This is a genomic window from Arthrobacter sp. 08Y14, from assembly GCF_002929455.1.
GTDB classification, from domain to species: domain Bacteria; phylum Actinomycetota; class Actinomycetes; order Actinomycetales; family Micrococcaceae; genus Arthrobacter_B; species Arthrobacter_B sunyaminii.
The window spans coordinates 290333-308529 of record NZ_PJIX01000003.1; the positions used below are offsets into that span (position 1 = coordinate 290333).

Genomic DNA, 18197 nt, shown 5'->3' on the forward strand with positions numbered 1-18197 from the left:
TTTCTCTGGCGTGCTGTGGATAACTCCGTATGCTGTGGCGCAGCCACGTACTGTTGGCGTCACGTCCAGTCCCGCACCATTTTTGCCCTGGGGGTATTTAGATGTTCCGCACCCGCGCCTGTTCTGCCGTACCCGTTTCTGTCCGCCTGGGTGCTGCCGCGGTGGCAGCTGTCCTGGTGTTGGTAGGTTGTTCCGGCTCTGGAGATCCAGAGGCTGAGGCCGCGGGGAATGGCTCCTCGAGTGCTTCGCCGACTGGGAGTGCAACCCCCAGCGAGACTGTCACTCCGACTGCAACGCCGACCCCAACGCCGACGGCTGCCTACAAGCCGGCGACCGCTGAGGGTCCTGCGGAGAATGTGCCGCTGCCTGTGATGCCGGAACTCGCGAAGGAGAAGTCCAAGGAAGGGCTCGAAGCTTTTGCGGAGTACTGGTACTCCCTGATCAACTACGGGTATGAAACAGGGGATCCTGGTCCACTTCGTGCTGTCAGTGCCGATACATGCTTTGCGTGCGAGAGTTATTACGCGGTCCTCAAAAATGGCTATTCAGAAAATGAGTGGATGGTGGGGGCAAAATTGCACCTACAAGATCTCAGCTCAAATTATGTTGAAACAGATGAAGGAGCATTCCAAGCAACGATACTAATTCTCCAGGATGACCTGCAATACTACGGTCCGGCAGGGCACTTAGGGACGGATCAGGGGACTAGCTCGCCAGCTGTCCAGTTAATGGAGGCCGTGTTCACCACTGAGGGCTGGTATGTAGTGACTCTCGAGACTCTAGAGATGTGAGAAACGAAATGTCACGGCGAGGATCGACCATAAGCTTTATAGTTTTGTTGCTTCTTGCGATTGATAGCGTCTCGATGTTGAGTGCGAATGCCACGGACGGTGAAGGTGCTTGGGCTCCGGGTGGTGTTAAAGGAATCGTACGTGAAAAGGACCCAGAGACAGGGAATATAGTCCCGGTAAATGTGGGTACGCCCGATAGTCTGTTCGGGTTTTATTATCGCCCCGTCTGCTTCGATGAGAACAATGGAGACATCGATTGTTTGGCTGGTCAAACCGTAGAATGTGATGCGGCACCCAACGGGCAGTACGTGTGGTGGCACAGCGGGCTGAAGGCAACTCCTCGTGAGACCTGGCCCAGATATGGAGACACTCCAACTTGTATCTACACCTCAGATCCTGACGAAGTCGCTGCCGAGTTGGTTGGACTGGTTCTCGAGGAGTTCCAGACAGCTCCCATTGATCCTGGCACTTTCACGCTGCAGCCTAGTCCCTATTCGTTGGTCAATATGCCGACAAATCTATATGCCGAGGCATGGGAGCAGACATTCGACATGACGCTGCTAGGGCAGAGCGTGCATATCCAGGTGACGCCCACGGAGTACGAGTGGAATTATGGAGATGGAACCATATATGGTCCCGCAGCCTGGCCCGGGAATCCGCTTCCAGAGGAGCTCATCGGCGAAGCAACTGAAACTAGCCACGTCTACGTGCAGCCAGGCGATTATTTCGTCTCAGTTGCAATTTACTTTTCCGGAAAGTACTCGATAAATGGTGGGCCAATGATTCCCATTGATGGACGTGCATTGACATTTCCCCCAGCGCAGACAATCAGCGTTTGGCAGTCCGAGTCGCGTAATGTGGCGGATGACTGTCTCCGGAACCCAAGCGGCTTCGGCTGTTAAGCCGTTCCTCCTCAAGAATATGTGAATGGACGTCTGCACGTTTCCACAATTTGTAACGACTCCTGCTTTCTCTGGCGTGCTGTGGATAACTCCGTATGCTGTGGCGCAGCCACGTACTGTTGGCGTCACGTCCAGTCCCGCACCATTTCTGCCCTGGGGGTATTTAGATGTTCCGCACCCGTGCCTGTTCTGCCATACCCGGTTCTACCCGTCTAAGTGCGGCCGCAGTGGCTGCTGTCTTGGTCTTGGGCGGCTGCTCCGGATCCGGGGAGCCCGAGGCTGAGGCCGCGGAGCATGGTCCTTCCAGCGCTTCGCCTACTGCGAGCGCAACCGCCAGCGAGTCCGCGACGCCAACTCCTACGGCTGTCTACAAGCCGGCGACCGCTGAGGGCCCTGCGGAGAATGTCCCGCTCCCCGTAATGCCGGAACTTGCGAAGGAGAACTCAAAGGAAGGTCTCGAAGCTTTCGCGGAGTACTGGTACTCACTGATCAACTACGGATTCGAAACTGGGGACGTAAAACCAATCGAAATGATTAGCGGGTCCGACTGCGTCGTATGCAGAAGCTTCTATCGAATGGTAAACAATGGTTACGCCAGCGAGGACTGGATAGTTGGCGGAGAGATCGAGATAGTTGCCAATCATTCTGACTTCATCAAAACGACTGACGGAATGTACCAGGTTTTGGTCAACATACGGCAGGATGAACTTCACTATCGGGGTCCTGCCAACACACTTTACGAAGTTGACGAAGGAATTGAAGAAGTTACCGTTCAAATGATCGAAGGGTCATATCAAGGGGATCATTGGGTTGCTACTCATGTGGTGACTATCAAATAGGTAATGTACTGGTACGCCGTACCGCATAATTTCCGTCAGGGGATCCAGTGTTCAATATTCGCGAACATCTTTGCACACCCATTTCTGTCCGTATGGGTGCTGCCGCGGTGGCTGCTGTCCTTTTGCTGGGAGGCTGTTCTGGCTCTCGGGGTCCAGAGGCGGAAGCCGCCGAGAAGGGACCAGCAACTTCGTCTCCGATCAGGAATGCCAGCTCCGGTGAGACTGGCACTCCAATGGTGATTCCGACAGCCACGCCCACTATGCCTGTCAACAAGCCGGCGACCGCAGAGGGGCCAGCTGAGAATGTTCCCTTGCCGGCGATGCCAGAGCTCGCGAAGCAGGAGTCCAAGGAGGGCCTCCAAGCTTTCGCAGAATACTTCTATTCACTCATCAACTATGGATTTGAAACGGGAGACCGTGTGCCTTTGGAGAATATTAGTGGTCCTGGATGCCTTGTATGCTCCAACGTTTATATGATGCTCTCAAGCGGCTTCGAGGGCGAAGACTGGATGGTGGGCGGTTCCATGACAGTGCTGAATACTAAGTCAAGCTATGAAACTACCAGTACGGGGCAGTATCAGATATTGGTGCAAGTAAGCAGGACGACTACGAATATCGAGGGCCCAATAAAGTTTTATATGGAAAGCATGAAGGAGTTTCATCTTCGACTGTACAGATGATTGAATCGACATTTCAACGCGGATCCTGGTTTGCCCACAATGTGGTCACTATTAATTAGTTCTAGGTCATTGGTATGTTGATGTTCCGCGCTCGTTCTGCCGTACCAGTTTTTGTTCGCCTGGGCGCCGCCGCGGTTGCAGCTGTCCTGGTATTGGGAGGCTGTTCCGGCTCCGGAGATCGAGAGGCTGGGGCTGCCGAAAACGGTTCTTCCAGTGCTTCGCCAAACGGGAGTGTAAGCCCAAGCCAGACTGCCAATCCGACGGCAACGCCGACCCCAACGCCAATGGCTGCCTACAAGCCGGCGACCGCTGAGGGTCCTGCGGAGAATGTTCCGTTGCCCGTGATGCCGGAACTTGCGAAGGAGAAGTCGAAGGAAGGGCTCGAAGCTTTTGCGGAGTACTGGTATGCGGCCGGAAGCTACGGTCTCGAAACAGGCGATGCCACCCTGCTCGAGAGTATCAGTGAGCCCGATTGTGAACTCTGCGTGAACTTGTATCGAATGATTAAAAATGGTTATGAAAATGATGATTGGGTTTTGGGAGGCAAATTCAACACACTTGGTGTCCAAACGGATTATGCACTGACACAGAAGGGCATGTACCAGGTCCTAATTCAAGTCGAACAGGATCCACTTGAGTATCGAGGACAAGGAAAAGTCCTTTATAGTGTAAATGCGGGCATAAATCCCCCGAGTATCCATATGATAGAAGCTGCATATGTAAATGATGGTTGGCGCACTGAGAACGCCGTCCTGTTTCAATCGGGTAAATAGTGATCGCCATGCTTCGAAAGGCCGCTCTTTTTGAGCACCCTGCTCCTAGTAAGCGTAGGAGCAACTTCTTAGCTATACGAGTGACGCTGGTGGTTCTGTTGAACCAGGCGATTCCTTAGTACCACTTGAGTGCTGTGGACAACTCTCGGGAGTGGTGGCGCAACAACGTACTGTTGGCGTCACGTCCAAATCCCGCACCATTTATGCCCCGGGGGTCTTCCGATGTTCCGCACTGGCGTCTGTTCCGCCGTACCTGTTTCTGTCCGCCTCGGTGCGGCCGGTTTGGCTGCTGTCCTGGCGCTGGGAGGGTGCTCCGCTTCCATGGAGACTGAGGCCGAGGGGGTAGAAAAGGTCTCAGCCAGCGCCGCCGCCAGCGCGAGTGCCAGTCCAAGCCCGCCTGCAATTCCGACGCCAACCCCGACACAGACTCCTTCCTATAAGCCGGCGACCGCTGAGGGCCCTGCGGAGAATGTGCCGTTGCCTGTGATGTCGGAGTTGGCGAAGGAGGAGTCCAAGGAAGGCCTTGAGGCTTTCGCGGAGTACTGGTTTAGCTTGGTAAATTATGGGTATGAAACTGGAGATACTTCTCGAGTGGAAGAATTAAGCGGTCCGGAATGCGAACTGTGCGAGGCATTCTATGTGGCGATGGAAAAGGGATATGCGGGTGAAAATTGGGTCCAAGGTGGAACGTTATCAATTGTAGCTTTGGGAACAAAGTTTGTCGAAACACCGAAAGGACGATATCAAGTAATCCTTTCAATCAAGTCGGCTCCAGGCAATGATCGCGGACCTAAGGGGGTGATCTACAGGGAGCATACTCCCAGTAAGGATTCATTCGCCCAGATCATGGAGGCAACCTACGTGGAGGGGCGCTGGGTTGTCGATCTTGTTGAGGGCATTTAGTAGTCATGTGAGCCTATAAGACACGAAATCATTGGCGGCGGATCGTCCCGGTTTTATCTCTGGTCTCGGTTTTATTCTTTATGGGTAACATTAGGTGCATTTCCAGTAGTGGAATCTAGTAAAGACTTTGATTGGGGGAAGAACGGAGAGCAGCAGGCCGGGGGACCCTGAACAGGGTTCGAGGGTCCTGCAGCAACGCCGGGTACGTAAACGCCGTACGGGGGATGGTCCCGGAGATCGAAACGGTCCTCTTCGCCGTGTCGTTGGTCAGGGACACCGGTCCAACAGTGCCGACACCCAGGACCGAACGATCGGCACCCGGCAGGACGACGTCGTCGCCGTCCTCCATGTCCTCAAGGAACCGCACCAGCTCGCGGGCCCGTTTTCCCTTGATTGGTGTGCCTTTTCCATTCAGCATGGGCAACTCGATCACCGGTTCACCGTTCGCTTTGTCCACCAGCGGCCGGGCAACCCACACAGCGTCACCTGCAGGTTCCGAGGGAAGCGCAGGATGCTCGGGCTCCGGCCAGACATAGGGCAGCCCTCCCTGCGTTTCAGGGAAGAGCGGTGCGTAGAAGTCGGGAGATTTCGTGATCAGGTTGGAGCGGTGGCTCTCGTGCAGGGCGGCGTCCCCAAACCAGGGAGGAAGCACGACGTCGTCATCCGCAGCTTCCGGCGCGAACTCCAGCAGCTGCGGGTAGACAGTGTCGGCATGCCCCCGCGACGTCCACTCATTGGTCATCGCCAGCCCATAGGCGGTCAGCGCCGGTATGTGACCCATCCACATCCGCATGGCCGGATGACTCTGCCAGCCGTAGTCCGGAATGACGAGGGCGCGCAGTACCTGCAGAGTTTCCACGCGCTGTTTGCCCAAGCGCGCCTGGTCAAGGACCGCGGCGCTGCGGCTGAAGCTGTCATAGGGAAGGAACGTCTGCACGGACTCAGTGTGTCATCCGTCGTTGGGGGAGAGGGTCAGGGCAAGGATGAAGTCGCGGAACACGTGTCCGCCGACCGTAAAGTTCCGTCGGCCAATCTCGCTGAACCCCGATTTGCGGTAAAACGCCTGGGCACGCAGGTTGAGGTCATTCACGCCCAGCCACAGGGCGCGGTATCCGGACGCGACGGCGGTGTCCACGGCTGCCCGCATCAGCGCGGCAGCAGCCCCGGTGCCGTGGGCGGCGGGATGGACATAGCACTTGGACAGCTCCGCGGCCGGAGCGGGCAAATGCCGCAGGGCGTCAGCGACCTCCGGGTCACTTGGCGGGGAGAACACCAGCAGCGCGTAGCCAATCAGGTTGCCGTCCTGTCTGGCGGCCAAGACCTGTTTCGAGTCGTCGGCAAGATACTGAGAGAAAGCGTCTTCGGACAGGTTCTCGGCAACGAACGCCGCGCTGTCCGTGGCGGTCACCTGCGGCGGACAGGCGAGAGGAAAGGTCAGTGCAGCAAGAGCGGCCAGCTCCGGGGCGTCGGCGGGAGCTGCTGAAGTAACGGAAACGGTCACGAATCCAGCTTAGGCACGAGAAAGCGCAATCCTTCGTGCAGATCTTGGGCTTTGCGAATATCCTTCGTGCACATCAGGGGCTTAAATGGACGTTTTTGGGGAGTTTGGGTCCGGCATCTGCACGAAGGATTGGAAGGAGGCGGGTTTGGGCCCGGCATCTGCACGAAGGATGCCCGGCAGTCGTCCCCATGCGCTGGCGGCAAAAGGATCCCGGAGTCAGTACTCCGCGTACATTTCCCCTACCCGCAAAGCCGCATCCGTCCGGTTATCCGGCCCGGGCAGCGGGCAGGCCCACGCCTCGTCATAGGCACATGACGGGTTGTACAGAAAATTGAAGTCCAGGACCAGGCTGCCCGGAGCCGCACCCTGCCCGAGGTCCGCACCCTTGATCGTGTCGAGCAGGTACCGGCCGCCGCCGTAGCTTCCGCCGTCGGTGCCGGACAGCGCGTCTCGCACGGGCAGGAAGATCCCGCCCCCGTAGGAAGCCAGCCGCCACACCGCCAGCCGGCCCACGCCGTCGGCCGCCACGGTGCCCAGCCGCACAAACGGAACCACGCCGTCCGTGCCGGTGGGTACGTCCATCCGCTGGCCGGCGCCGTCGTCCTCGATCAGTGCATCGCAGCGCAGCTCAGGGTTGTAGGCGGCCACGTCCAGTCCGCGGAAGCGTTGCCGGGCGCGAGGCCTCAACGGCGACGCGGGATGCTCGGCGAAGAGTCGGTCCCGCTCCGCACGCCACAGATCGTGGGCGTACGACGGCGACACCTCCTGGGCGGTGAGGCGCACCTGGGCGTAGAGCCCGAAGACGCGCTGGCGCCAATCCGCTGTCTGCAGGACCGTGACGGGGGAGATCATTTGTTCAGCGTAGTGTGTTCGAGTGACTACCGGACTGCTCATCGTTGTACTCGTGGCAATCTTTATCGGCGCCATCGCGCAGCGGATTGCCGGCCTGGGTTTTGCCCTGCTCATTTCTCCGTTCCTGGTGATCCTGCTGGGTTCCCACGGGGGAGTGCTGATGGTGAACGTCTGCGGCCTGGTGTCCTCGGCGCTGATCATGACGCGGGTCCGGAAGGACATTGACTGGAGCATGTACCGCTGGCTGGCCGTCCCGGCCGTCTGCGGCAGCATCCCCGCTTCGGTTGCGGCCGTATACCTGCCCGCGGCTCCCATGGCGGTGGTGATGGGCGCCGTCGTTCTGGTGGCCCTGACCGCGTCGCTGGTCATGCAGCGTACGTCGGTGACCGTGACCGGCAACGGGCCCAAGGTGGTCGCGGGTTTCCTCTCCGGGGTGACCAACGCGGTGGCCGGCGTGGGCGGACCGTCGGTCAGTGCCTACGCGCTGATGGCACGCTGGCCGCAGCGGCCCTTCGCCGCGACCCTGCAGCCGTTCTTCGTCACCATTGCCATTGTCACCCTGACCGCCAAGCTGTCCCTGGACCCGGGGCAGATGCCGCCGTTCCAGCCGTGGGCATGGGCGCTCATTGCCCTGATGATCATTGGCGGTATTTACACCGGCGAGAAGCTGCAGCGCTTCATCCGCGATGAGCAGGCCCGTGCAGCCGTAGTAGTCATAGCCTTTTTCGGCGCCGCGGCCGCGCTGGCGAAGGGCATTTTCGACCTCGCAGCCTGAGCCGCCCGCCTGCACCAACCGCCTGAGCCGCCCGCCTGCACCACCGGTCCCTGCCATCAGCCGGAACCACCCGTCTGCACCAACCGCCGCATCCGACTCACGGCACCTCCTGAACCGTCCGCCGCGCACCGGATGGGACGATAGAAGCGATGAAACTCTTTACCCGCCCCAAAACCCCGGGCGTCCTACCGATGCCCCTGTGGCTGCAGGGAGTGGTCGAATTCGGCCAGGCTGCAGTCCTTTCCGCCCTGCTGGTATTCCTGCCCCTCATTGGCGTCTGGTTCGCCGACGGCTTCACCGACCGGAACTTCGCGTCGCTGGCCCGGCTGGGCGGGCAGGGGTGGCTCCTGATCCACGGTGTCCCGCTGACCCTGACCTTCCCCGCCGGAACGCTGGCCAGCGGCGCTACGTCCGGCCTTCTGTCCCTGTTTCCACTGGGTCTGACGCTCATCCCGTTCTTCCTGTCCTGGCGCGCCGGGCGCAGGCTGGCCAAGGCTTCCTACACGGACCAGCTGTGGCAGGCGCTGCTGGGGGCGCTGGGAACCTACGCCCTTCTCGGCGCGGCCGCCGCCCATTTCTCCGGAAATGAAGACGTTTCCATTTCTGTGACCGCAGGCGCGTTGATTCCGCTGATCTCGGCGGGCCTGGGACTCTTTATCGGTGCCCGGCGCGAGGCCGGGTCCTGGGTGCGGCTGATCGGTGTGGATCTAACGGACTGGATTTCCCGCACCAGCCAGCACTCCCGCTGGGCCGGATCCTACGTCTGGGCCGTGATCCGGGCCGGCGTGGTGGGTATTACCGCGGCGCTGGGCTTCTCGGCCCTGCTGGTGACCGCGGCCCTGGCCATGAGCTGGGCTGAGATTGTGGCCGTTTACCAGCATCTGGATGCCGGAATCATCGGAGGCGTGGTGCTGACCGTCGTCGAGCTGGGGATGATGCCCAACTTTATGGGCTGGGCACTGGGCTGGACCTCGGGTGCGGGTTTTTCCCTCGGAACGGGCAGCTTGATCAGTCCATTGGAAACCACGGTGGGCCCGCTGCCCGCCGTTCCCGTGTTTGCTGCACTGCCGGCCGGCGGCTCCGAGTACGCCGTAGCCGCCCTCGCACTGCCTGTGGCCGCCGGGTTCCTGGCGGGCTGGTGGTTCCTGCGCGAAGGAGAGAACCATTTCGACGAGTGGTTGTCCCTGAAGGTCCGTGCCCGCTGGTTCACGGCCCCGGTCTCAACCGTGCTGCTGGGCGTTTTTGTGGGCCTGGTGTCCGGAATACTGGCGGCCGCCGCGGTACTGATCTCGAGCGGATCAGCAGGCATCGGCCGGTTCGTGGAAGTGGGAGCGGATCCGCTGTGGACGGGTCTTTGGATTGCAGCCGAAGTGGCCGTGGGCGTGGTGGTGGGTTACGCCGTCGGGCCTTGGCTGGAGCGCGAGGAACGCGCCTGACGGAAGTGCTGGAAGAACAGCAGCGCGGCATAACCGAACAATGCAGTGCCGAGCAGCGGTCGGACCCAGCCCAGCTGCCAGCGTTGCGACAGCAGGTTCGGATAGCCCAGATAGGGGATCGTTGCTGCCACCCGCCCCTGCAGAGCGGAGGCGGGAACGGCCGGATCGGCCAGCGAATTGGCATCGCCCTGAAGTACCAGCTGCTGTGACCCGTCCGGGCCGGATGTGAAACCGGCCAGCCGGTGAGTGACCGGGAATGATCCGGGTGTGCTCCCGGCCGGCAGATATGTAAGGACGTCGCCCACCTGGACGTCCGCCGGATCCACCGCCCGGACCAGCACCACATCCCCCGGACGCAGGTCCGGTTCCATGGAGGAGGTCAGGACGGTGAGCGGGCGCAGGCCGACGATCGCCGGTCCGGCCGCCAGCCCCACCAGCGTGACGAGGATGCAGGCTGCGGCCAGCTTCCCCATTAACGGAATGAGCCTGAGGCGCCTTTTCAGCGCGGCAGCAGCCCGGTGGTGAACTGGTCCCGGCACTCATCCTGAGCCGAAATGGTCAGCGCGCTGGCCAGGCAGCTTTCAAGTTTTTCCGTGCTGTCCCAAGTGGCAACTGCCAGTCCCAGACCCAAAGTCATCACCACGGATGCGACCAGGCCCAGGGCGGTCACAAACACCTGCGCTGGCCCGGTGTTGTAGCGCACCACCTTCACCAGCGTCACAATGCCGACGGCGATGGCGGCAACTCCCAGCGCCAACGGCACCACCTTCCACGGCAGTGCAAGCCCCGAGGTAAGCAGCACGGCAGCAACCAAAGCCACGAAAATCCGCAGATATCCGCGGACGCTTCGCTTCTGCTCGTCGGTGGCAGCGGTCTTTTCGGGTGACTGCTGCAACGGCGGGGGAGTCTGATGAGGGGCGCGGCCGTCGTTGTTCATGGTTTAACCCTAGGCGACGGTGAAGCCTAAGGTTGACGCATGCGCATCGTTGTTCTCGTGTCCGGCACCGGATCCAATCTTCAGGCCGTCCTGGACGCAGTGGCGGAAGGGAAGCTCGACGTCGATATCGCCGCCGTCGGCGCGGACCGTCCCGGCACCCGGGGGGTCCAGCGGGCGGCCGATGCGGGGTATCCCACCTTTGTGGTGAACTTCCGCGACTATGCCGTGCGCTCCGAGTGGAACGCGGCCCTGACGGAGAAGGTGGCGTCCTATTCCCCGGACATCGTGCTGTCCTCCGGTTTCATGCGGATCGTTGATGAGCACTTCATTAATACCTTCGAGGGGCGCTACCTCAACACGCACCCGGCACTGCTGCCCTCGTTCCCTGGGGCGCACGGCGTGCGGGACGCGCTGGCCTACGGGGTAAAGGTCACCGGCTGCACCGTGCACATCGCCGACGCCGGCGTGGACACCGGGCCGATCCTCGCACAAGCCGCCGTGGAAGTACTGGACGACGACACCGAGGAAAGCCTGCACGAGCGGATCAAGGTCCAGGAACGCCGGCTGCTGATCGAAACCCTGGCCCGGATCAGCGCGCGCGGGCTGCCTGCGCTCTAGGCCTAGTCCAGGGCAGCGCCCCGGGTCTCCGGCGCGAACCGCATCATCCACGCGATTGCCAGCACCACCAGGACACCGGCCAGCCCGAAGGACAGGGGCAGGCCCAGATACGGCCACGCGATGGAAACGAAGATCAGCGGCCCGAAACCGGCACCAATCCGGCTCACGGTGGAGGCCCACCCAAATCCGCTGCCGCGCAGTTCCGTGGGGTACAGCTCGGACACGTACGCATAGAGCACCGGAATGGCCACCTGCACCACAAACCCGTAGGCCAGCAGCCAGCCGGTGGCGGCCGCCGGCACGTCCAGTACCAGGGCAACAATGATCAGGATCAGCGCTGATAGCGGACCGGTGACCGCCAGGATCCATTTGCGTCCCACCCGTTCCACGAGCAGAGCGGCCGCGATGACTCCCAAGAGCCCGACGGCGGCCATTCCCGAGGTGGTCAGGAACGCCGCATATTCCTTGAAGCCGGAATCCACGAGGATTTTTGGCATCCAGGTCAGCGCCAGGTAGTACACCAGGAGGATGGTGAAGAACAGCGACCAGGCGGACACCGTGATCTTCCAGCTGTACCGCCAGAGATCGCTCAGCTGGGTTCCGACGGCGTGCAGCGACAGTTTGGCCGGCTCCTCGGGATCCGGAAGCCGCCAGTTGGTCACGGTGGAACCGGTGCTCTGAATGAGCTCGTTGATGACGGTTTCCGCTTCCTCGGTGCGTCCCTTGCGGACCAGGAACAGCGGGGATTCCGGAACGGAGCGCCGGACCCAGAAAACCAGCAGGGCCGGCAGCACCATGATGAGCATGGTGAAGCGCCAGTCGGCCAGCGTGGCCATAATCAGTGCTGAGGTGGCCCCGCAGAGCGCAGCCCCTACCGGCCACCAGCCGTCCATCGCCGTCAGCACCCTGCCGCGTTGTTTGCGCGGTGTGAACTCGCCCACCAGCGCGTAATCCACGGGAACGCAGCCGCCCAGGCCAAAGCCCGCCATGAACCGGAAGATGCAGAACCAGATGATGTCCGGAGAGAACGCGCCCAGGACGGTAAAGAGGGAAAAGACGAGCAGGGTGGCGGTAAAGGCCTTCTTGCGTCCAATGGCGTCGGCGATGGAACCCCACACAAATGCGCCGATGGCCATGCCCAGCAGATTGGCAGTGCCGATCCAGGCTGCCTGCGCCGGCTCGAGATCCCAGTGGCTGGACAGAAGAGGAATCAGGACGCCGTTCAGCGTCACGTCCCAGGCATCGAACATGAAGCCCAGGCCGCCGATAATGAAGATCCGTCCCTGGACCTTCCATTTCCAGGGCAGATCCTGAACCACCTGGTCACCCGTGGGCAGGGTGTTCGTTGTTGTCATGGGAATGGCCTTCCAGGCGGCGGATGCGGGGAGTGGCCGGGCCTCGCGGCAGGTCCGAAGAAACTGTACATCGCGGGCTGGACGATGTGGCAAACCGCAGTGAACCCAGCTGCCGGCCTGCGGGGTGCAGCAACGGAGATCAGGGGGCAGCTATTTTCCGGGCCCAGCGGCTTCCGCTGAAATCCGCTTCGGGGCAGGTAGTCGGCGAAAACATTCGGGTGTTTCTTGTTTATTCTCCCGTATCCGAAGCAGCCCATTAAATGACTTAGGTCACTAGACTAGAAGACATGTACTACTCATCAGCTCCCGATCGGGGCAGTACCAAACCGGGTTTAGCCTCCGTGGCGGTCGGTAAACGCTGCGGTCCGTCAGACACATTGGGTTCGGCCGCCGAGCGGGACCCGGAGACTGGGGAAGTGGCCGCGGCCGGGCTGGAGGCCGCCGAAGTGGACGCGGCCGAGGTGGACGCGGCTGAATCCGCGCTCAGAGTGCAGCTGATCGATCACATCCGGGCGTTGGAGGAACTCAAGGGGAGTATCTGTGCTGCGCAGGCTCGTGCGGCCGCCGTTTTTGATGAATCATCCAGGCGCAGCCAGTCTCGTGCGGGTGTGAAAAGGGATCAGCTTGGCCGGGGTGTTGCGGCGCAGGTTGCGCTGGCCCGGCGCGAATCCCCGAACAAGGGCGCCCGGTTGCTTGGGCTGGCGCGAGTCCTCAGCACGGAGATGCCGCATACCCTGCGTGCGTTGAGCCGCGGTGCCATCAGCGAATGGCGGGCCACCATTCTGGTGCGGGAGACCGCGTGCCTGAGACTGGTTGATCGGCAGAAGGTGGACGAGCTGGTCGCCGGGGACCAGGAGCGGCTGGCGCAGCTTGGAGACCGCAAACTGATTGCCGCGATCAAGTCCGTGTCCTACGGACTGGATCCGCACAGCGTGGTCAACCGCGCCGCAAAGGCTGCTTCGGATCGGTTTGTTTCCTGCCGTCCGGCACCGGACACCATGGCGTACGTGACCGCGCTGCTGCCGGTGGCTCAGGGTGTGGGAGTGATGGCCGCGTTGATGCGCACGGCCGATCGGGCCCGTGCCGCCGGAGATCCCCGCTCAAAGGGGCAGGTTATGGCCGACACCTTCGTTGAACTGCTGACCGGCCAGGAACGGGCTGAGGATCTGCGGGTGGAAGTGCAGCTGATCATGACGGACAGGACTCTGCTGCATGGCGTCCTTCCGCCCGTCGTCTCCGGTCACACTGATGCCGGAGACAGCGATGCCGATCATTCCGGTGATTTACCCGGGGCAGTCTGTGGCCGGCCGGGTGGATCGGCTCAGTCGTTCGTTCCCGACGGTGCGGAACCTGCCGTGCTGACCGGGTACGGAATTGTTCCCGCACAGTGGGCGCGGGATTTGATCCGAAGGGACGGCAGCAGTGCGGTCCCGCACCGGCTCCGGCCTAGCCGGAGAGCACCACGCACGGAGGTGTGGCTTCGCCGGCTCTACGCGGCACCGGACAGCGGCCGCCTCACTGCCATGGACTCCCGTGCCCGGTTGGTTCCGGACGGTTTGGCGCGGCTGATCGCTGCACGCGATCAGATCTGCCGGACGCCGTGGTGCGGGGCGCCGATCCGGCATTATGACCACATCAAACCCTTCCGCGAGGGAGGTCCCACCAGTGCAGAAAACATTCAGGGGCTATGCGAGGCCTGCAACCAGGCCAAAGAAGCACCGGGTTGGACAGTCCGGTGCGAAGGAGTGCCCGGAGCGCTCGCCGGCAACGGCGGGACGGGCCGGCACAGCGTCACAATCACTACGCCAACGGGCCACATGTACCGCTCCACCGCACCGCCGCTTCCAGGCACGACAGGTGCAGTGTCATGATCCGGCAGACCCAGCTGTGTTAAGCCAGTCTTGGCTTCACACTCTGCCCGGCAGGACGCCGTGACCTAAACTGTAGCCACCGACACACTCTTACTTTGGAGATATTGCGTGAGCTCTCAGCCGCTGAACCGTGTACCAATCCGCCGGGCCCTGATCTCGGTCTATGACAAGACCGGCTTGACGGAATTGGCTCAGGGCCTTTCCGCCGCCGGGGTGGCCATCGTGTCCACCGGTTCAACTGCCAAGCAGATTGCTGCTGCGGGCGTTCCCGTCACTGAAGTCTCCGAGGTCACCGGCTTTGCAGAATGCCTGGACGGGCGGGTCAAGACACTGCATCCCCGTGTCCACGCCGGCATCCTGGCTGACCGCCGCCGGGAGGACCACGTGGCCCAGCTCGAGGAAATGGAAATTGAACCCTTTGACCTGGTGGTGGTGAACCTCTACCCCTTCGTGGAAACCGTGAAGTCCGGCGCCAGCCGGGACGAGGTCGTGGAACAGATCGACATCGGAGGGCCGTCCATGGTCCGTGCCGCCGCAAAAAACCACCCGTCCGTAGCCGTCGTCGTGGACCCGGCCAAGTACAGCGACGTGGTCACGGCGGCTGCCGAAGGCGGCTTTGACCTGGACCAGCGCCGCCGCCTTGCAGCGGAAGCCTTCGCCTCCACCGCCGCTTATGACACCGCCGTGGCGGCCTGGACCGCCGAGCAGTTTGGTGACGGAACCGAGGAAGGTGCCACCTGGCCCGCCTATACGGGTCTGGCACTGGAGCGGTCCGAGGTGCTGCGCTACGGCGAAAATCCGCACCAGGCCGCTGCCCTCTACGCGGACAAGAGCGCACAGCCGGGCGTGGCCCAGGCGGACCAGCTGCACGGCAAGGCCATGTCCTACAACAATTATGTCGACGCCGATGCCGCACTGCGCGCCGCGTTCGACTTTCACGAGCCGGCCGTCGCCGTCGTCAAGCATGCGAACCCGTGCGGCGTGGCAGTGGCCTCGGGGGACGCCGCCGATCCCATTGCCGATGCCCATGCCAAGGCGCATGCCTGCGACCCGGTTTCGGCCTTCGGCGGCGTGATCGCGGCCAACCGCACAGTCACCGCCGGCATGGCCAACACGGTCAAGGACATCTTCACCGAGGTGGTTATCGCACCGGACTTCGATGCTGAAGCCGTGGAGATCCTCTCCGCCAAGAAGAACATCCGCCTGCTGACCCTGCCGGACGGCTACGGGCGCAGTGCTGCCGAGTTCCGGCAGGTCTCCGGCGGCATGCTGATCCAGAAGTCGGACAAGATGCAGGCAGAAGGGGACAGCCCGGAGAACTGGACGCTGGTTTCAGGCCCGGCTGCCGATGATGCCACGCTGGCGGACCTTGCCTTTGCCTGGACTGCCGTGCGTGCCGCGAAGTCCAACGCCATCCTGCTGGCGGACAACGGTGCCTCGGTGGGAGTGGGCATGGGCCAGGTCAACCGGGTGGATTCCTGCCGGCTCGCCGTGGAGCGGGCCAATACCCTGGGTGGACCCGGGGAGGAGCGGGCCCGCGGTTCCGTGGCGGCCTCGGATGCGTTCTTCCCGTTCGCCGACGGCCTGCAGATCCTGATTGACGCCGGCGTCCGCGCCGTGGTCCAGCCCGGCGGATCCATCCGCGACAACGAGGTCATCGAAGCAGCAAACGCTGCCGGCGTCACCATGTACTTCACCGGGGCACGCCACTTCTTCCATTAACACTTGTGCCGGCACTGCTATTAGCGGGCGCTGAAACGCGGGACGGTGCGGGTAATGCGCCGTCCCGCAGTTTAGGGCGCAGATAGTGCGCTGTGGCATAGTGGGACTCAAATACAAGCCAAAAAGACGGGTTCCGTCATGCCACAAGACATGGCCGGTGCCCACCAACACACAAGGAGACCGTGTGGCTGAGAAAATCAAGGTTGTGGGTTCTGTAGTAGAACTCGACGGCGACGAGATGACCCGCATCATCTGGCAGTTCATCAAGGATCGCCTGATCAACCCGTACCTGGACGTAGACCTGAAGTACTACGACCTCTCCATTCAGAACCGCGATGCAACCGATGACCAGGTCACCATTGACGCTGCCAACGCCATCAAGGAACACGGCGTAGGCGTCAAGTGCGCCACCATCACCCCTGACGAAGCACGCGTCGAGGAATTCGGCCTGAAGAAGATGTGGGTCTCCCCGAACGGAACCATCCGCAACATCCTGGGCGGCGTGGTCTTCCGCGAACCGATCATCATCTCCAACATCCCGCGCCTGGTCCCGGGCTGGAACAAGCCGATCATCATCGGCCGCCACGCCCACGGCGACCAGTACAAGGCCACGAACTTCAAGGTTCCCGGTGCCGGTACCCTGACGCTGACCTACACGCCGGCCGACGGCAGCGAAGAAATCAAGCAGCAGGTTGTTACGTACAACGAAGATGGCGGCGTCGCCATGGGTATGTACAACTTCAACGATTCCATCAAGGACTTCGCCCGCGCTTCCTTCGCCTACGGCCTGCAGCGCAACTACCCGGTGTACCTCTCCACGAAGAACACCATCCTGAAGGCCTACGACGGCCAGTTCAAGGACCTGTTCCAGGAAGTCTTCGACGCCGAGTTCAAGGACCAGTTCGAAGCAGCCGGCCTCACCTACGAGCACCGCCTGATCGATGACATGGTTGCCTCCGCGATGAAGTGGGAAGGCGGCTACGTCTGGGCCTGCAAGAACTACGACGGCGATGTCCAGTCCGACACCGTTGCACAGGGCTTCGGCTCGCTGGGCCTGATGACCTCCGTGCTGATGACCCCGGACGGCAAGACCGTTGAGGCCGAAGCTGCACACGGCACGGTGACGCGTCACTACCGCCAGCACCAGCAGGGCAAGCCCACCTCCACGAACCCGATCGCTTCGATCTTCGCGTGGACCCGTGGCCTGATGCACCGCGGCAAGCTGGACAACACCCCCGAGGTCATCAACTTCGCCGAGACCCTTGAAGACGTTGTCATCAAGACGGTCGAGTCCGGCAAGATGACCAAGGACCTGGCTGCACTGGTTGGCCCGGACCAGGCATACCTGACCACCGAGGAATTCCTCGCTGAGCTGGATGCCAACCTGAAGACCCGCCTGGGCTAATACTCGGCATTTTCAGCGCAGAACGACGACGGCGCCCCACCTTTCGCAGGTGGGGCGCCGTCGTCGTTCAGGTCAGGGCTTCACTAAATGCCGGAGCCCTGGTCGCCCGAGGACCCGGAGGAACCGGAGGAACCGGAGCCCATGGAACCGGAGCCCATGGAGCCGCCGGACGATCCCGAGCCCACGGACCCGGAGCTGCTCGAGGTTGACGAGGCCACCGACTCGGAGCTGGACTGGCCGCTGATGGTGTTCGCGTCCTTGTAGGAGGAGGACACCTCAATCTTGCGCGGTTTGGCCCGCTCGCTGACCGGAATCAGGACGCTGAGCACACCGTTCTCGTACTTGGCGGATATGCCGTCAATATCGATTCCCTGCCCAAGGTTGAGCTGGCGCAGGAAGGTGCCGGATTCCCGTTCCCGGGTCAGCCAGGTGACGGTGTCGGAAGCCTGGATGGTGCGCTCTGCCCGGATGGTCAGCAGCTGGCCGTCCACATCCACGTCAACCGAGCCCGGATCGATGCCCGGAAGATCGGCATTCAGGATGTAGTGGTCGCCCTCGCGGTAAAGATCGATGGGCATCAGCCGCAGCCGCTGCCGGGGATCCAGCAGGGCTCCTGCCATCCGGTCAAGCTCGCGGAACGGATCGAACTTCATGGCCATTATCATCAACTCCTTTTACGCCCACCTGCTGGGCAGGCGAATCATTTTTCGGAACTTCAGAAGGGTCGATAACTTGAGTCACCTCGACTCAAGGATGAAATTAGGTTAGCACTCACCCTTAATGAGTGCCAGAACCAAACACGAAAAATGTCGCGAGCAGCCCGTAATTGGTGATGGA

The 18197-nt window shown here is 61.7% G+C and carries 19 protein-coding genes; 12 read left to right on the forward strand and 7 right to left on the reverse strand.

Annotated elements, in window-relative coordinates:
- Window positions 1–101 precede the first annotated feature (101 nt).
- The 6 genes from CXR03_RS13775 to CXR03_RS13790 all read left to right on the forward strand — a co-directional run bounded on the left by CXR03_RS13775 (window position 102) and on the right by CXR03_RS13790 (window position 4888).
- Window positions 102–791, forward strand: a complete 690-nt coding sequence (locus CXR03_RS13775) for a DUF6318 family protein (protein WP_258073653.1) — start codon at window positions 102–104, stop codon at window positions 789–791.
- Window positions 788–1693, forward strand: a complete 906-nt coding sequence (locus CXR03_RS18175; protein WP_181034615.1) for a hypothetical protein — start codon at window positions 788–790, stop codon at window positions 1691–1693. The genes CXR03_RS13775 and CXR03_RS18175 overlap by 4 nt, the downstream gene beginning before the upstream one ends.
- A 167-nt stretch (window positions 1694–1860) precedes the next feature.
- Window positions 1861–2532 carry a DUF6318 family protein gene (locus CXR03_RS13780; RefSeq protein ID WP_258073654.1) on the forward strand — a complete coding sequence of 224 codons (672 nt, stop codon included), beginning with the start codon at window positions 1861–1863 and terminating at the stop codon, window positions 2530–2532.
- Window positions 2533–2792: 260 nt separating this feature from the next.
- On the forward strand, window positions 2793–3212 hold the full coding sequence (locus CXR03_RS13785) for a DUF6318 family protein (protein WP_146070523.1): 420 nt from the start codon (window positions 2793–2795) through the stop codon (window positions 3210–3212).
- A gap of 74 nt (window positions 3213–3286) precedes the next feature.
- Entirely contained in the window at window positions 3287–3985 is a 699-nt protein-coding gene (locus CXR03_RS18180; protein ID WP_146070524.1) for a DUF6318 family protein, read from the forward strand.
- A 321-nt stretch (window positions 3986–4306) separates the two neighbouring features.
- A complete protein-coding gene (locus CXR03_RS13790; RefSeq protein WP_146070525.1) occupies window positions 4307–4888 on the forward strand; it encodes a DUF6318 family protein in 582 nt (193 codons plus the stop codon).
- A gap of 115 nt (window positions 4889–5003) precedes the next feature.
- Here CXR03_RS13790 and CXR03_RS13795 read toward each other — a convergent pair whose 3' ends face one another.
- The 3 genes from CXR03_RS13795 to CXR03_RS13805 all read right to left on the reverse strand — a co-directional run bounded on the left by CXR03_RS13795 (window position 5004) and on the right by CXR03_RS13805 (window position 7241).
- On the reverse strand, window positions 5004–5825 hold the full coding sequence (locus tag CXR03_RS13795; RefSeq protein WP_104104342.1) for an MSMEG_6728 family protein: 822 nt from the start codon (window positions 5823–5825) through the stop codon (window positions 5004–5006).
- Between the two features lie 12 nt (window positions 5826–5837).
- Window positions 5838–6389: a GNAT family N-acetyltransferase gene (locus tag CXR03_RS13800; protein ID WP_104104343.1), complete on the reverse strand. Its 552-nt coding sequence runs from the start codon at window positions 6387–6389 to the stop codon at window positions 5838–5840.
- A gap of 216 nt (window positions 6390–6605) precedes the next feature.
- On the reverse strand, window positions 6606–7241 hold the full coding sequence (locus CXR03_RS13805; protein ID WP_258073655.1) for a DUF1684 domain-containing protein: 636 nt from the start codon (window positions 7239–7241) through the stop codon (window positions 6606–6608).
- A 22-nt stretch (window positions 7242–7263) separates the two neighbouring features.
- Here CXR03_RS13805 and CXR03_RS13810 point away from each other — a divergent pair, with 22 nt between their 5' ends.
- Both CXR03_RS13810 and CXR03_RS13815 read left to right on the forward strand, forming a co-directional pair.
- A complete protein-coding gene (locus CXR03_RS13810; RefSeq protein ID WP_104104345.1) occupies window positions 7264–8016 on the forward strand; it encodes a sulfite exporter TauE/SafE family protein in 753 nt (250 codons plus the stop codon).
- Window positions 8017–8165: 149 nt separating this feature from the next.
- Window positions 8166–9452 (forward strand): DUF6350 family protein, encoded by a 1287-nt coding sequence (locus CXR03_RS13815; RefSeq protein WP_104104346.1) that lies wholly within the window; start codon window positions 8166–8168, stop codon window positions 9450–9452.
- Here CXR03_RS13815 and CXR03_RS13820 read toward each other — a convergent pair.
- Together CXR03_RS13820 and CXR03_RS13825 are read right to left on the reverse strand one after the other, a co-directional pair.
- Entirely contained in the window at window positions 9410–9925 is a 516-nt protein-coding gene (locus CXR03_RS13820; protein WP_104104347.1) for a signal peptidase I, read from the reverse strand. The two genes, CXR03_RS13815 and CXR03_RS13820, sit on opposite strands and share 43 nt — an antisense overlap.
- Window positions 9926–9951: 26 nt before the next feature.
- Window positions 9952–10389 (reverse strand): hypothetical protein, encoded by a 438-nt coding sequence (locus CXR03_RS13825; RefSeq protein WP_104104348.1) that lies wholly within the window; start codon window positions 10387–10389, stop codon window positions 9952–9954.
- A 39-nt stretch (window positions 10390–10428) separates the two neighbouring features.
- On the opposite strand from CXR03_RS13825, the gene purN reads away from it, so the two are divergent.
- On the forward strand, window positions 10429–11007 hold the full coding sequence (gene purN / locus CXR03_RS13830; RefSeq protein ID WP_104104349.1) for a phosphoribosylglycinamide formyltransferase: 579 nt from the start codon (window positions 10429–10431) through the stop codon (window positions 11005–11007).
- Window positions 11008–11009: 2 nt separating this feature from the next.
- Here the strand turns inward: purN and CXR03_RS13835 are convergent, their stop codons facing one another.
- Complete coding sequence (locus CXR03_RS13835; RefSeq protein WP_104104350.1) at window positions 11010–12362, reverse strand: MFS transporter; 1353 nt, start codon at window positions 12360–12362, stop codon at window positions 11010–11012.
- Between the two features lie 287 nt (window positions 12363–12649).
- Here CXR03_RS13835 and CXR03_RS18670 point away from each other — a divergent pair, with 287 nt between their 5' ends.
- The 3 genes from CXR03_RS18670 (at window position 12650) to CXR03_RS13850 (ending at window position 17360) form a co-directional block, all read left to right on the forward strand.
- A complete protein-coding gene (locus tag CXR03_RS18670) occupies window positions 12650–14233 on the forward strand; it encodes a DUF222 domain-containing protein (protein WP_181034616.1) in 1584 nt (527 codons plus the stop codon).
- Window positions 14234–14341: 108 nt separating this feature from the next.
- Entirely contained in the window at window positions 14342–15955 is a 1614-nt protein-coding gene (purH, locus tag CXR03_RS13845; protein ID WP_104104351.1) for a bifunctional phosphoribosylaminoimidazolecarboxamide formyltransferase/IMP cyclohydrolase, read from the forward strand.
- A gap of 184 nt (window positions 15956–16139) precedes the next feature.
- Window positions 16140–17360, forward strand: coding sequence for an NADP-dependent isocitrate dehydrogenase (locus tag CXR03_RS13850; RefSeq protein WP_104055128.1), 1221 nt, complete (start codon window positions 16140–16142; stop codon window positions 17358–17360).
- 83 nt (window positions 17361–17443) lie between these two features.
- On the opposite strand, the gene CXR03_RS13855 is transcribed toward CXR03_RS13850, so the two are convergent.
- Window positions 17444–18019: an Hsp20/alpha crystallin family protein gene (locus CXR03_RS13855; protein WP_104104352.1), complete on the reverse strand. Its 576-nt coding sequence runs from the start codon at window positions 18017–18019 to the stop codon at window positions 17444–17446.
- Between the last annotated feature and the right edge of the window lie 178 nt (window positions 18020–18197).